Genomic DNA, 14,494 nt, shown 5'->3' on the forward strand with positions numbered 1-14,494 from the left:
CCTCCGTTTATCTATCCATGTTCGCATTTATATGAGCTATTCAAGCTCAGCGGTACCGAAACGCCCGACTTTACGGAACTTCTGGTACCGGTCTTCCCTTAATTGATCCGGCGTCATCTGCAATAGTTCTTGCAAATGGCGCCATAACGCGTCTTTGATCGCTTCCGACTGCATTTCTTTATCGCGATGAGCGCCGCCCTGCGGCTCCGGAATAATATCTTCGATGATGCCGAACTCGAGCAAATGTTTGGCGGTTATTTTCATTGCTTCCGCTGCTTCATCCGCTTTGGAGGCATCTTTCCACAGGATCGACGCGGCTCCGTTCGGCGAAATGGCCGAATAAATCGCGTTCTCCAGCATGAGCACCCGATTGCCGACGCCAAGCGCCAATGCTCCGCCGCTTCCGCCTTCTCCGATGACGACGCAGATGATCGGCACGCCGAACTTCGCCATCTCGATCAAATTACGGGCGATCGCTTCCGATTGATTGCGTTCCTCGGCGGTGTTGCCGGGATACGCGCCCTTCGTGTCGATGAACGTAATGATCGGACGACCGAATTTATTCGCCTGCTGCATGAAACGCAGCGCTTTGCGGAAGCCCTCCGGATGGGGACTGCCGAAGAAACGCTGGATGTTGTCCTTAGTATCTTTCCCTCGTTGGTGGCCGACAATCGTAACCGGAATGCCGTTAAGCTTAGCCAGTCCTCCGACGATAGCCAAATCGTCGGCGAATACCCGGTCCCCGTGCAGCTCGATAAAATCCGTAAAAACGAGATTTATGTAATCAAGAGACGTCGGACGCTGGTGATGACGAGCCATGTGCATGATCTGAGCCGCGCTCATATTCGTGTAGATCTCATCTTCAAGCTGCTTGTACCGCTCTTCGAGCCGTCCGATTTCATCCGTGAAGTCGATTTCCTTCTCGGCTCCGAAATGCTTGAGTTCATCTATTTTTTTGCGTAGTTCGACAAGCGGCCTCTCAAAGGGCAGTTCACTGGACATCGGCCAGCTCTCCTTTCCCCGCATGCATATCTAGAAGTTTGGTCAGCAACGTTTTCATTTCCTTACGGTGCACGACTTTGTCCAATTGGCCATGCTTCAGGTTGAATTCGGCCGTTTGGAAGTTATCGGGCAGCTTCTGGCGAATCGTCTGTTCGATGACGATCCGTCCGGCAAACCCGACGATCGCGCCCGGCTCGGCCAAATTAAAGTCGCCAAGGCTCGCAAAACTCGCGGATACGCCGCCAAGCGTAGGATCCGTGAATATGGAAATGAATAACCCGCCTTGCTCTTGAAACTTAGCAAGCGCAGCGCTAGTTTTGGCCATTTGCATCAAACTTAGAATACTCTCTTGCATCCGGGCTCCGCCGGAAGTCGAGAAAAAGACGAGAGGAAGTTTCTTCTCCGTAGCCTTCTCGATTGCGCGTGTGACCTTCTCCCCAACGACCGAACCCATGCTGCCGCTGAAGAAATCGAAGCTCATAACGCCGATGACGACCGGAAATCCTCCGATTTCGCCTTCGCCGGTAACGACCGCATCCTTCAGACCGGAGCTTGCTTTCTGTTGCTCGAGCTTCGACGCATAACCGGGAAAGTTCAACGGATCTTCAGAGATCAGGTTTTCGTCAATCTCAAAAAGACGCCCCTCATCGAGCGTCATAGCGATGCGCTCCCAGGCGTTCAATCGATAGTGGTGTCCGCAACCGGAACACACCTTAAGATTTTTCTCCAGTTCCTTGCTGAGCTGGATTTGACCGCATTTCGGGCATCGATTCATTAGCCCTTCGGGAATATCCCTTTTCGTACGCTCCGAAGGAACGACGGCGTATTTTTTCTTTTGAAATAAATCCTTGAACACATCGACACCTCACAAGCGATATATGGGGACCGTCAAGCTTTGGGTATCGTACTGAATTACAGGTGCAGAATGCTGCCTAATACCTCTTGCACTTCCCGCACTTCTCCAGATGGGACCAATATTTCGTACTGCGGTTTGGTAAGGTTAATGGGGCGTACCTGTACGAGAAATCCTTCATCCGTCAGACGCTTCTGAATCCGTTCGGCGATCTTAGCGGTCGGTGCGATGTAGATGACCGTCCACATGAAGCGGTACCCCCAATTTCTTAGTCGTTCAATGAATGAAAAGATAAACTACGAGTTCAAAAAGTCAGGTAAACCTGTCGCTAACGATCGAAGACTTTTCGAACAACCTCTTAAGCAATAAAGAAATCATAGCACAGATGCCGCAACACTAGCAACCAAACAACGGCAGTTTCCCTAGCGCCGACGGATTAGAACGAACGATTGCGACTAATCGCGCTTTAACGGAAGCCATTGCAGAACGCGCTCTATTTGACGATCCCAACATCCCCATTCGTGCGTACCCGGCTCCTCTACGTGAGTAGCGTTTATTTGCAACTTTCGGAGATGATCGCGGAATCTGACGTTGTCATCATATAGGAAATCTTCGGTGCCGCAGTACTGATAGAGCATCGGAATGTCTTGTCTGTCCGCCGCGCGTTCCGCAAGCGCGAACAAGTCCGCGGACGACCCCTTAACGGCCGCAGGATCGCTGAATACGTTGCTGATGTCACCGCCGAACCCTTCAGTCGCAAGTCGATTTACGTCCACCGCTCCGGACAAACTGGCCGCAGCTGCATACCGTTCCGGAAATGACAAACCGAGCTTCAAAGCACCGTATCCGCCCATGGATAACCCGGCCACGAAATTGTCCTCGCGCTCGGAAGATAACGGAAAGAACGAACGAGCAATCTTTGGCAGCTCTTCGCTGACGAAAGTCCAATACTTCGCGCCATGGCTCATATCGGCATAGAAACTTCTATTGACCGCAGGCATAACGACCGCGATGCCGTGTTGGTCGGCATAACGCTCTATGGAGGTGCGTCGGCACCAGATCGTATGGTTGTCGGACAGTCCGTGCAGCAGGTACAGCGTCTGAAACGGTCTTTCCAATTTTCCTTGAGGCAGGATTACGTTCATTGAAGCGGAAATCTCGAGCGATTCCGAAATAAACTCGCATTGTAGCAACGCCACTGTTCATCCACCCTTTCGTTTGTATGTTTTATTTTAGCAGAATCCACGATGGGGAGGAACAGAAAACGAGCATGTAGCATGCATATCTCGTCGTTACGTTCATTTTGGACTGCTGCAGCTTCATTCGAGCTTTTTTTACGGCTGCCACAGCCGCTAGAGCGCCATATCATCCCCCGGCGGCCGCAACCGATAGGATAACGCGCTCAGCCTGTGAATCTGCTTGTTCCAATTGGAACTTCAGGTCACAGGCTGAGTTTTCGACTTTGGAAGTTTGTGAACAAACCCGTGCCTTATCGAAAGTGGTCTTGCGTTCAAGCGAATAAGACGTTAACGGAACTCAGTTCCTCTATCGCACTTATCGCTACCAAACTCGTACATCATAACGGAATGCAGATCCTTTATTTGCGCAATAAAACCTGTTTTTACTCTAGTTAATAAGATTTAAAGGAACGCAGTTCCTTTACCATAAAGACAGACGGGGGAATCAATCCAAATAGAGGAACGGCGTTCCGCTAAGGTGTTCCCAACCCTACACGACCGATGATTCCACGCCGTCAACGACAAAAACAAAATTTTCAACCGAATCTTCAAACCGGTCGGCCACCCGTTGGCAACCGCTGGCGCCCGCTTCCGGTGTCCCGAATCACGTTGTTCTCGAACCGATTGTCCAGGGAATAGCCTTCCGCGTAAATTCCGTAACCTTCGGCATCCGAGCCGTTATTCTCGATCGCGTTGCCGCTCCACTCCGCCGACTTTAATCTCGCGTTCCTTTTCAGCTCTCAAAGTCATACCGTATCTTCCCCTATCGCTTCTACTCTTTTCTCGACCGGATCGAGCTCCGGCAATTCCGAATACGGGCGATCCAGATAGAAATAAGCGCAGCTCGACCAATCGTCCCGCCTCTCGAAGTTACCATAATCCGGCACCTCCGAGCCGTTGCCAAACGAGATCGTCCTGTGCCCTTCTCCCGCCAACATAACAGTTGCGTTCGCTTGGCGCATAACCTCTATCGTTCTTGGTTCCCAATAGCCGATTTGCTGCATCGTCACGCGAATATCCTCTTGAAAATAAACCGGATCCGGCACATGGTAGCGATAGAAACAAAATTCCAGCCTCTCTTTATCCGCGACATGACAGCCCTGATATAGATGACCGAACCGCCCCTGCTCCCAGCCTGTTCCGATATAATCCTCGGTCCCGGTACTGCACAAAGTGGGATAAGAATCGTCCCCGTCCAAGTAGATTTTGCATTCTCCTTCTCCCCACCAAGTGAGTCCATAGGTTACGGCATCCGGCTTGACGCCGATGTTCGCCCCGAGAAACCGTCCTCTACCGTGCAATCGCGGAACAATCTCGTAATCTTCCCTCAATACGGTAGGACGCTCCCGGCGGAAATGGGCGTGGAAGTAGAGCGCGTCTTCGCCGTGACGATCCCCTACCGTATAATCGATGTCGTAGAAAAACATTCCCAAATCCGTATCGCCTTCGTTGGTCAACGTCACCTTCATTCCGGTACGAAAGGGCATGGGAACGAAACAATTAAAGCTGCGACCTTCCGGACTGCTGAAGAGGGACGACTGGAATGCCGCCATCCTGCCGAGCCCCGTTCCGAAAAAATCTCCGAGCGGAGCGCTAGCGGCCGCTTTCTCCGCCCCGTCCCAATAGAATTCCAAGCGAAGCGAGCGCAGCATTCGCGGGCTGCGGTCGTTTAACGTCACCCAGATTCGGCGAATCATCCCGCTTACCCCATCCTCCCGCGCAAGAACGACCTCCTCCTTAGCCTTAATCGAAAGGCAAGGCGAGCCTTTCCTCCCTCCCTTCGCCATAGCCGCGATGCCTTTGCCTCCCGTTCGATTCTCGGGCGACGCCCAGCGCGTTTCTACTCCGCGCGGCATCGCGTACAACGGTTCCCGCATGTCGATCTCCCCTTATGTTTTTCTCTCGTGTCCCCGCAAGGTTGTGCCGCCGCCGAGCTCCTGCCCCGAATCCGCTTGATCGAGCAAAGATTCTCCATAATGATCCGTCAGTCTCATGTAGCTTTCCGCCGCTGCTCCGTTGCCCCAATCGAATATCGTAAAATCTCCCATGTAATCGTCTTCGGCATGCGTTCTTCCGCCGTGCCCGTAATTTTCCATCATAAACCCGTAATCCCGTTCCCCGAAAAAAGGCCATGCCTGCTCCCACCGGGCTTTGACCTCGGGATTTTCCGGACAATACATCAACACGAACGAAGCGCGCATAGCCGCTATGCCGCGTTGAACGTATTCCTCCACGCCAAGTTCCTTTCCATAGCGAAGGATAATTTCGGCGAACAGACTCTGGCGAGAGTCGTTCCATTCCCCGTCGACGTTCATCACCCCGAAACCGCCAAGCGCCGGTACGAAAATGTACGGAGGCTGCCAGGAGGCTTGCGTCATCAGCATTTCGTCCAAACAACGGCGTCCGAGCTGAAGATAAGCAGAATCCCGAGTCGTCAAATAACATTCCAACAGCGCTTCCGCCGTCCAGAACATCGAGAAATTACATTGCTTGTACATGTTGTTCCGTTCTGCTTTGCGTCCAAGCAGATGATCATGACCGTACGAAGAGCAAGAATAGTACGTTTCGAAATCTTCCCAGCGCCCCTCCGGCACAATACGTTCGGTTACGGCCTTCATAGCCAGCAATGCCGAGTCGAGGAAGGTTTCCCTCTTCGTTAATTCGTATAACTTAAGCAGGAACGTAACGGACATCGATGTCTCCGGACTATCGTCCAGAATGCCGCAAGGCTTTAAGGTTACGGGATCGATCCAGCCAGGGAAAAACCCGCGTTCGTCTTGCAACGGAAGCAGAGCCTCCGCATAGGACGCCGCGTAATCGATTAACCGCGCATCCGTTTCCAACTCGTCATGCCACCTCAACATGAGCAAAGCCGTCCAACTCATATCGAGAATATGGTATGGCGACTCCTTGGCGCTCCGCGTAAAAGGATTACGGTTCGAATTGCCCCAATATTTCGTATCCCAGCCCCGGGAGCGATTGATCCGCGTCCCGTTCTCTTCGAATGCGTCCATCTCGGTCGCGATCACGCTCGGGAATAACCCTCCCCGTTGAGGCGCGGCTAGAGCCAGTTCCTTCGCAAGCATCGCGCGGCGGACGTATTCGTCGTTGCCGATCCGCTTGCCATAACGATATAACCCTTGAGCCGAACGAAGGGAACTGAACCAAGCCTGGTTCCATATCGAACGAAATTCCCGCTCGCTTGCGACGCCGGGGTAGTTAGGACTTTGTTGCACGTTAACGATGAACGCCGGAGCTCCGACGTCCCGTCCTTCCAGCTCGAACTGCTGCCAGACGGCGTGTTCCCACCGTCGAAACGCCCATTCATAGGCATGCTGCACGTACGGCTCCAGCGATCCTGCCAACGGCTGGCCCGCGGCATATAACCTACCGCCCCATCCGTTCCATAGAAAATCGAGTACGCCGCGCCAAGGATTCGCGATTTGCTCCTGATCGGCGGTTATCGCCAAATAAAACCCGAACTCCAGCGCTCCGCTAGGGAACTCCGTTCCCGGTTTGCGAACGTAGAGCACATGCTCCCTTACTTCCGTCGCGGATAACCCAAGCACCAATTCGTTACGCGGAGCATTAAGGTCCATATACCACCTTGGCTCCTTCGCGTCCCCGGATGCAGACTTAAGAGGCATTGCCATCATGGCATCCAGATCGGGAATCATCGTAATCATCCGCTGGCCGTCATGAGCGATCAAAGCAGGCGAACGAAACGAATGTTGGTCGACGACATGTTCATCCGTCGGAGTCAAATGCGGCGACCAGTGAAAGACGGGTTGGAAAGCCGGCCGAATCGTTACGCTCCAATCCGCTTGAGCGACGGGCGAATCCAATCGAAAGCTCAGCCGGACGCGAGCCATTCCCGTTCGCGGATAAGCGACCGAGACTTCCGGCGCGACCGAGCCTATTCGTCCGCAATCTATCGATGCTACGAAATCTTCATATTCCATCCCCAGCAAGATGCCCGAATCGTCCGATCCCTTCCCGTATCGCATTCCCGTACCTCCATTAATAGCGATCAAATCTAATCTAATTTATTTTAATTTAAGCAAATTTAATTTAATCCGTCGCAAGCCGAATGGATAGCTTCCTTTCTCCCCTTGCAACCTCTGTTTTCTCCTCGAGAACGATGCGGTACATCCGATCGCCCCAGTTTCTTTTTAACCGGCTTTCCATATGTTCGATCGGTTCGCTCCGCGCTTCCAGATGCTCGGCATCATAGATCAGAATCGCTTTGCGCCCCTCGGCGTATTCGAATTGAATCCTTCCCGGCCCTATCATTTCCGGCCTGCACGGGGTCACTAGACTGTGGAAAACAGCGTTGGCCGCACTATCGCGCATCGCGAACGCATCCACGACTTCGATCGCGGCATCGTTGCCGCGGATTAGCCTCGCCGTACGCCGCCAACTGTCGATCCCGGCTTCCGTAGGATAGGCTTCGGCGATTTCCATGGAGAGCTCGGCCATATCGTCCGTCAAGCCATAGATGACGTTCGTCGCCCGATAGGCCCCGCCGTTTCGTTGCAGCACTCCGCCTACCGTCGGCAAATTGTGATATTGCGACTGCAAATACCAAAGCTCGTATCGTTGCTCGCCGAACGTCTTAGCGCTATATTCTTCCGTACCAAGATCGACGAACAGAGGATAACCGTCCGCGAACGCGATGAAGCTCCCGACGTCATTGTGATTGTGGGATTCCTCGTTGTTGCCGCCCTTAACCGCCAAGTACAGCCCGACCTCGCTGCCATCGCGTTCCCTTGCCGTCATCACTTGCGTATGAGGGAACCAGGCATCTCTAACATAGGGCGCATCGTTCCGGTTTGCCGTTCCTTTCTTCTCTTGAAATATATTCCGCAAATATCCGTAAATGCCGAACCAGATTGTCGTGCTGGGCTGTCCGCCGGAGGGAAGACTTAATCCCATCTTCTCCATTGCTTCGTCATTCGTGCTTCGACCATAGCGGATGACGACGTCGCCTCCCGGGTTAGCCTTCGCGTCGCAATCGGCGAACGAGACGAAATAAGGCCCATGAATGTGAACTTTGTACAAATAAGCTCCGATATCCCGAACGATTCGTTCGTCGAAAATGTCGATTCTCCCTTCCGAAGCCAGATGTAAAAGCTCCAAGCATTCATAGAGCCCTCCCCCGGAAGGGCTCCAGTACGACGGTCCTTCGTCGCAGCAGCCGTCTGCCGGGTACGTACGGATAAAAGCATCCAAGCTGCTCATCGCTTTGGCAATTCCTATGCGCCTGACTTCCGGATCATCCTCAAGCAGCAGAAACCCGGTCAAGACCGCGCCATTGCACCACGGGTTCCAATTGTTGACCCGCACGCCTTCCCGGTAGCCCATCCACCAATAATCGTCATGCTCCAGATAAGGCGTCAGCAGCCTGTTCCGAACTTCCGCGACGATCCGTTCTCCGATCCGTCTGCTGATTCCGTCAAGCCGGTCTTGAAGCAAGTAACGAATCCAGACCAGCAACGCGGAAGTTTCCGCCGTGAACAGCTCTACCCCGTGCTCGGTCGCGCTCGGCAGGCGTTCTTCCTTATCGACGTCCCAATGATTTCTGTGGCCGGGCGTCACCCACGTCGTTTCTTCGCAGATGGCGAATATTCCGTTTACGACTTGATCAAGAAACCTTCCTTTTCCTTCGATCGCCTCCGCGATGGATAGAATTCCGAGCACGCTTCGTCTTTCGAATAAAGCTAGGTTAAGCTTTGATATCTCCCCGACCTTCCAATAGGCCATGTAGTCTTCCATCTTGATCGCGGGCCACGCATAATCGGTATATCGTTCGGCTAGAGAAATCCACATCTCCCGGGACTCCGGAACGATACCCTCCCACCTCTCGCGGTCAGCAGACCTCGGAATCGGTACCCAGAGATCCGGCGCGAGCAACAATTGTTTAAGGCGCATTCCGTATCGTTCGTAAAGCATCGTCTCGCCTTCCTTCGCTTGAATCTTCGGTTTACTCCTTGACGCTTCCGAGCACGATACCGCTCATGAAGTAACGCTGCAGGAACGGATAGACGCACAGGACCGGAAGCATCCCAAGGAAAATTTGCGCGGCCCGTAACGCTCGATCGTTCAGTTCAGACAAAAATTTCAAAGCGGTCGGATCGTTTAACTGCGTCATATCCATCTTAACGACGATCGTCTGCAGATAACTGGCCAGCGGATAATGAATCGGATCGTTCATGTAGATCAACCCGTTGAACCATTCGTTCCAATGGCCTACGATCGTAAACAACATAACCGTGGCTATGGAAGGCATCGATAACGGAACGATAATCTTCCAAAGGGTTTTCCAATGGCCGGCACCGTCGATAAAGGCCGATTCCGACAGCTCCTTGGGCAAATTGCGAAAGAAGTTAAGCATGAGGATGACGTTAAACACCGGAACGGCTCCAGGGAGCACGAGCGACCATAACGAATCGATCATCCCCAGTTCCCTTATGACCATGTATGTCGGGATAAGCCCGCCCGTAAACAGCATCGTAAAGACGAATACCCAAGCGTACCCCGTACGGAACTTTAGCTGGGCCGCCTCTTTGGATAGCGGGTATGCGGTCAGTATCGTTAACGTCATATTCACGATAACGCCGAGCAATACCCTTTGAACGGAAATTCCCATCGAGGTGAGAAACTCTTTCTTGGAAGCGACGAAAGTATAGGCGCGCGTCGTGAATTCGACAGGCCATAGCGATACTCTTCCGCCCTCGATTGCCGCCGCGGAGCTAAACGATATGGCAAGCACGTTAACCAACGGTAAAATACAAATCAGCGATACAATCGCAAGAATAGAATAATTGAATACGACAAACATTTTCCGGCTCCATGAATAATGCTGTACCAAAGCGTCACCCTCCCTTCGAGGTTGTACAACTTTCCTAAGTTGCCTATCAAAAGATGCGATAATTGGCTAATCGGTATGCGAGCAAATAGGAAACCGAGATCAAGACGAGAGAGATGACCGATTTGAATAAGCCCACCGCCGTGGCTACTCCGTATTGGCCGTTGCCAAGCCCGATGCGATAGACGTAAGTGTCGAGAATATCGCCCGTCGAATAGACTGAAGGGCTGTACAGGTTAAACACTTGGTCGAATCCCGCGTTAAGCACGTTGCCGAGTCCGAGCGTTAACAGCAGCACGATGATCGGCACGATTCCGGGTATCGTAATATGAAGCGTCTGCTTCCACCGGTTGGCTCCGTCCAGAACAGCGGCTTCATACAGCGCAGGGTTAATGCCCGTAATCGCAGCGAGATAGACGATCGTGCCGAAGCCGAACTCTTTCAAAATATCCGTGCCTACGAGAACGTACGGAAACCAATCGGCATTGCCGAGAAAGAACACTTTCGTTATGCCCAACCAATCGAGAAAGGCGTTGACGATGCCCGTCGTAGGAGACAGCACGTCGAGCAGAATGCCCGCCATAATAACCCAGGATAAAAAGTGCGGCATATAGATAATCGTTTGCACAGAACGTTTGAACAATCGTTTGCCGATTTCGTTCAGCAATAGCGCGGTGATCAGCGGAGCGAACAGTCCGCCGACAATCTTCATCGAAGCGATAACGACCGTATTGCGGAACACCGTCATCGTTTCGGGCAAGCTGTACACGTACCGAAAATGTTCCAAACCGACCCATTCCGAGCCCGTTATCCCCTTAACCGGGATGTAATTTTGAAACGCGATAAGGATGCCTGCCATCGGCCCGTAACAGAATAATAGAACCAAGATAAGCCCCGGCAATAACATTAAATGGAGCGGCAGTTCGATTTTCCAGTTTCTGCGCGTCACTTCCCTATCCCTCCTGCTGCTAAGCTTAAAAGGGACTGAGGCTGCCCTCAGTCCCCCTTTGCTTCCCGATTATTGAATCTGACCGCTCGCGTTCACTTCTTCGAGAATATCTTTGCCGCCCGAATCCATCCATTTCGTTACCCATTCGTCGAAATAATCGATCGATTGGCCGCCCATGATAATGGACGTGAACGTTCGAACCTGTTCATCCCTTAGGGATGGTCCCTTCGCGACCATCGTCGGAGTCGGATTGCCGGTATAGACGGATTGGAAGATCCGATTGTTTTTCTTATATTGGCCGAGCACTTCGAAAACGCCGCCCGTGGACCATAGCTTATCGGAAGCCCACATGCTTAAGTCTCCCTCTTTGTACTTGACCACTTGATCGTAATACTGCTTCTGTTCCTCGTTTAGCTTGGAAGCATCGTTATTCTTAACCGCTTCTTGAACCGCGTAAGCGGCTTCTTGATTTTTCTCCGCGAATACTCCGCCGATAGGCGGATACATATGCAATCCGTAACTTACGTCGCCAGCGGTGACCGTGTGGTAATTGATGTCGAAATTTCCGTACAACTTATCCATGACGCGGTTGAGCAGGATGAAGGCGGCTTCGGGATTTTTGGCTTTTTTGCTGACCACGTAGTATTTCGAAGGCAGCCCTCCCGTACTTTGCGCCATTGCCGGCTTATCGTCCGCCGATACGATCGGGTAAACTCCCCAATCGGATCCGGGCACGTCTTTTTTCATATTGTTGATCGGCCAGGTCGGTACCCAGAAAGCTCCATACGCCATCCCTACTTTATTGGAAGTGACGAGCTCGCCCGATTTGACCCCGTCGATGACGCTGAATTCCGGATATATCGCTCCGGCTTTGAACAACTCCTGCAGCTTGCCGAGCGCCGTTTTCACTTCCGGTTGAACGTCCGCCCACGCGGCTTTGCCGTCCGAACCTTTCACGAAATTCAAATTCGTAGCGGTCCCCTTAGTCGGATTAAAAGGGTAAGCGTGGTAACCGTTGAAGAACCCTTCCAGACCGGACCAGCCGTTAAACAGGTTCATATCTAAACTTAAGCCGTACGTATCGTTCTTTCCGTTCTTATCCGGATCGTTCTTCGTGAACGCAAGGGCGATATTGATTACGTCGTCCATCGTTTTGGGAGGCTCCAACCCTACGTTCTTCAACCAATCGGTACGGATATAGAGACTGTGCGCGTCGTCGCGTCCTCCGCCATCCGCCGGAATACCCATTATTTTACCGTTGACCGTAGAAGCCTTTAACCGGAGCCCGCCTCCTTCTTCAATGCTCTTCTTGGTCAAGTCGGAAGCATACTTGGCATACGTATCGGTCAGATCGGCGATCGTGTCCGCTTGAACGAGAATTTGAAATTGCTGAGCGTCTACGAGCATGAAGTCCGGCAGGTCGCCCGACGCCATCGTAACGGCCATTTTATTCTGATATTGCTGGTCGCTGACTTTCCATTTGTTGATCACTTTGATTCCTAGCGTACTCTCGAAATCTTTCGTCCAAATATTCGAATCCAGGGAATCGCCCTCTTGGAACTTGACTCCCGCGTTAATCGAGCGGACGGTTGAAACTTCGATCGGAGGATCATACTTACCGGTCGGACCGTCCGGTACGGTTTCCTTCGTCTCGGATTCCGCCGGACTTGCGCTTGCGCTCTTGCTCGGGCTAGGAGAATCGCTAGCTTTCGAGCCTTCGTTCCCCTTATTGTTGCTGCATGCGGTAACGGTAACTAAGATGAGCATTAAAGTGACAAGCGCCCATACCTTAACCTTTTTTGCCGCCATCTACTAGCCTCCCCTGAACTTCGCTTTGTTTGAGTTACAATTTTTATTATGCGTGCCGCGGGTTGAGCCGAAAATAAGAAAGATATAGCTTTCCTTATCCTTTCATATCTACTTGTCGTATCTACTTCAGCGAGTCGCGAAACTGTTGCGGGGTAAATCTTGTCGCCTTCTTGAAAAATCGGGTAAAATAGGACGCCGAATCGTATCCGATACGCATGCCGACTTCATGGATCTTAAGCGGAGTTTCGCTTAACAGTTGCTTCGCCTTCTCGATCCTGATCCTCGTAATATGATCGCTAATGCTTTGTCCCGTTTTCTGTTTGTACAAACGAGAGAGGTAGAAGGGGGTTAAATAAACATGGTCGGATAAGCGATTAAGCGACAAGTCTCCCTCCAGATTCGCTTCCACGTACCGATGAATAAGATCGACGACTTCGCTCGTTTCCTGTTCGTTCCCCTCCGCCATCAGCGAGAACAATCGGTCCGCCAAACTACGGAAATAAGCGGCGACTTCGCGCCAAGAAGCATGTTCGTATATGGCGAATAACTTAGAACAATCGATCGATTCGGACAAAGTCGCGAACGCTTCAAGCCGATTCATATGCGAGATGAAAATAGCGGTCAATTCATAGTAGATTTCAAGAGGCAACCCGGCTTGAATGGAAGGCGGATCCCCGATCGCATCCATGATTTCGTCGAACAATCCATTAAATTTCTCTTTGTCCTTGTGCATCAAATAATGATCCAATAAGCGAACCCGCTTCATATTGCCGCGCGACTGCTCGTAGCTGCCGGATGCCATGCGCTCATCGGAAAGCAACATCTGGCTGCCGAGACCGAGACCGCGTCCGAACAATCGGATCAATCCGTCGTATTTCGCGGAAAGAAACTCCCATTCGGACGGTTCGCCGGAGACGACGAACGAACAAGCCAGCTTCAGATACTGGGCGCAGGCCGTTTGAACGGATTCGATCGTTCCCAGAATGTAAGCATGGAGATTGCCCGCTTCATCATCGTCGACCTCGCCAAGCGGGCTGTAAAATATCCCTTCCTTAGGCTGCATGAGCCAAACTAGCCGATTAAACTCGACGTTGAGATGGACGAGGGAGAAGCTCTGGGAGAACAACTCCTCGAAAATGTTGTTGATCGAATAGGTGAACAGAGGCTTATCGTTATCGATGGAATCATCTCGCCATCTGTCTATTCTTCCGACGGCCACGACGACCGGCCGGCTCGCATCGAGAGGAATTTCAAGCTCGGCGAAATGAGCTTCCCGCTTCCGGCTTGACGACGATTCCCCTTGCAACAATCCGGTCAAATATTCCTTGCGCAACGTCGGGATCGCCAACCGCAATTGCATGCGCGCATTGGTGATAAGTTTCTCATAGGTCACTTGTTCCGAAATCGAATGGATAGCCTTGACGACTGCCGCTAATATCGGATCGTCCCCTTCGGTTTTCAGCACGTAATCGACTGCCCCTGCGCGTATCGACGATTGAATATAATCGAATTCGTTATACCCCGTTAAGAATACGGTCTTGCATCTCGTCCATAGCTTAGCGATCTCCCGTTGCAGCTCTATCCCGTTCATCTCCGGCATCTCGATATCCGTAAGCAAGATGTCCATTCTCAGCTTGCGAGCAATGGCCAGCGCTTCCTTGCCGTCGTATGCCTGATACACTTCAAGCGGCAATTCCGTCTGTTGAAAAAGCTCGCTTAACCCTTCGACTATGATCGGTTCATCATCGACAATAAGCAGTCGGTACATAGTTGCA

The 14,494-nt window shown here is 52.0% G+C and carries 11 protein-coding genes; all 11 read right to left on the reverse strand.

Annotated features, from left to right (window positions below):
- Nucleotides 1-36: 36 nt before the first annotated feature.
- Nucleotides 37-1,002 carry an acetyl-CoA carboxylase carboxyltransferase subunit alpha gene (locus HH215_RS12750; protein ID WP_169280251.1) on the reverse strand — a complete coding sequence of 322 codons (966 nt, stop codon included), beginning with the start codon at nucleotides 1,000-1,002 and terminating at the stop codon, nucleotides 37-39.
- Entirely contained in the window at nucleotides 992-1,858 is an 867-nt protein-coding gene (accD, locus tag HH215_RS12755; protein ID WP_169280252.1) for an acetyl-CoA carboxylase, carboxyltransferase subunit beta, read from the reverse strand. Before accD ends, HH215_RS12750 begins: the two co-directional genes overlap by 11 nt.
- Before the next feature lie 56 nt (nucleotides 1,859-1,914).
- Nucleotides 1,915-2,103 carry a glutamate decarboxylase gene (locus tag HH215_RS12760; RefSeq protein ID WP_135151778.1) on the reverse strand — a complete coding sequence of 63 codons (189 nt, stop codon included), beginning with the start codon at nucleotides 2,101-2,103 and terminating at the stop codon, nucleotides 1,915-1,917.
- Nucleotides 2,104-2,310: 207 nt separating this feature from the next.
- Entirely contained in the window at nucleotides 2,311-3,054 is a 744-nt protein-coding gene (locus HH215_RS12765; protein ID WP_169280253.1) for an alpha/beta hydrolase, read from the reverse strand.
- Between the two features lie 785 nt (nucleotides 3,055-3,839).
- A complete protein-coding gene (locus HH215_RS12770; RefSeq protein ID WP_169280254.1) occupies nucleotides 3,840-4,970 on the reverse strand; it encodes a glycoside hydrolase family 172 protein in 1,131 nt (376 codons plus the stop codon).
- A 12-nt stretch (nucleotides 4,971-4,982) separates the two neighbouring features.
- Nucleotides 4,983-7,100: a hypothetical protein gene (locus HH215_RS12775; RefSeq protein ID WP_169280255.1), complete on the reverse strand. Its 2,118-nt coding sequence runs from the start codon at nucleotides 7,098-7,100 to the stop codon at nucleotides 4,983-4,985.
- Between the two features lie 64 nt (nucleotides 7,101-7,164).
- Nucleotides 7,165-9,045, reverse strand: coding sequence for a heparinase II/III domain-containing protein (locus HH215_RS12780; RefSeq protein ID WP_169280256.1), 1,881 nt, complete (start codon nucleotides 9,043-9,045; stop codon nucleotides 7,165-7,167).
- A 31-nt stretch (nucleotides 9,046-9,076) separates the two neighbouring features.
- The gene (locus HH215_RS12785; RefSeq protein WP_169280257.1) at nucleotides 9,077-9,964 is read right to left on the reverse strand and encodes a carbohydrate ABC transporter permease; all 888 of its coding nucleotides are present in this window, start codon (nucleotides 9,962-9,964) and stop codon (nucleotides 9,077-9,079) included.
- Nucleotides 9,965-10,010: 46 nt separating this feature from the next.
- Nucleotides 10,011-10,868, reverse strand: coding sequence for an ABC transporter permease (locus HH215_RS12790; RefSeq protein WP_169284369.1), 858 nt, complete (start codon nucleotides 10,866-10,868; stop codon nucleotides 10,011-10,013).
- 111 nt (nucleotides 10,869-10,979) lie between these two features.
- Nucleotides 10,980-12,719: a type 2 periplasmic-binding domain-containing protein gene (locus HH215_RS12795; RefSeq protein ID WP_169280258.1), complete on the reverse strand. Its 1,740-nt coding sequence runs from the start codon at nucleotides 12,717-12,719 to the stop codon at nucleotides 10,980-10,982.
- Between the two features lie 121 nt (nucleotides 12,720-12,840).
- A complete protein-coding gene (locus HH215_RS12800; protein WP_169280259.1) occupies nucleotides 12,841-14,487 on the reverse strand; it encodes a response regulator in 1,647 nt (548 codons plus the stop codon).
- Nucleotides 14,488-14,494 lie beyond the last annotated feature (7 nt).

Origin of the sequence: Cohnella herbarum (genome assembly GCF_012849095.1) — a bacterium.
GTDB classification, from domain to species: Bacteria; Bacillota; Bacilli; order Paenibacillales; family Paenibacillaceae; genus Cohnella; species Cohnella herbarum.

Excerpts from the sequence above, each read along its gene's own strand:
- HH215_RS12750 (WP_169280251.1), bottom strand. The coding sequence starts at position 1,002 with ATGTCCAGTGAACTGCCCTTTGAGAGGCCGCTTGTCGAACTACGCAAA.
- HH215_RS12760 (WP_135151778.1), bottom strand. The coding sequence starts at position 2,103 with ATGTGGACGGTCATCTACATCGCACCGACCGCTAAGATCGCCGAACGG.
- HH215_RS12770 (WP_169280254.1), bottom strand. The coding sequence starts at position 4,970 with ATGCGGGAACCGTTGTACGCGATGCCGCGCGGAGTAGAAACGCGCTGG.
- HH215_RS12775 (WP_169280255.1), bottom strand. The coding sequence starts at position 7,100 with ATGCGATACGGGAAGGGATCGGACGATTCGGGCATCTTGCTGGGGATG.
- HH215_RS12780 (WP_169280256.1), bottom strand. The coding sequence starts at position 9,045 with ATGCTTTACGAACGATACGGAATGCGCCTTAAACAATTGTTGCTCGCG.
- HH215_RS12790 (WP_169284369.1), bottom strand. The coding sequence starts at position 10,868 with ATGTTATTGCCGGGGCTTATCTTGGTTCTATTATTCTGTTACGGGCCG.
- HH215_RS12795 (WP_169280258.1), bottom strand. The coding sequence starts at position 12,719 with ATGGCGGCAAAAAAGGTTAAGGTATGGGCGCTTGTCACTTTAATGCTC.
- HH215_RS12800 (WP_169280259.1), bottom strand. The coding sequence starts at position 14,487 with ATGTACCGACTGCTTATTGTCGATGATGAACCGATCATAGTCGAAGGG.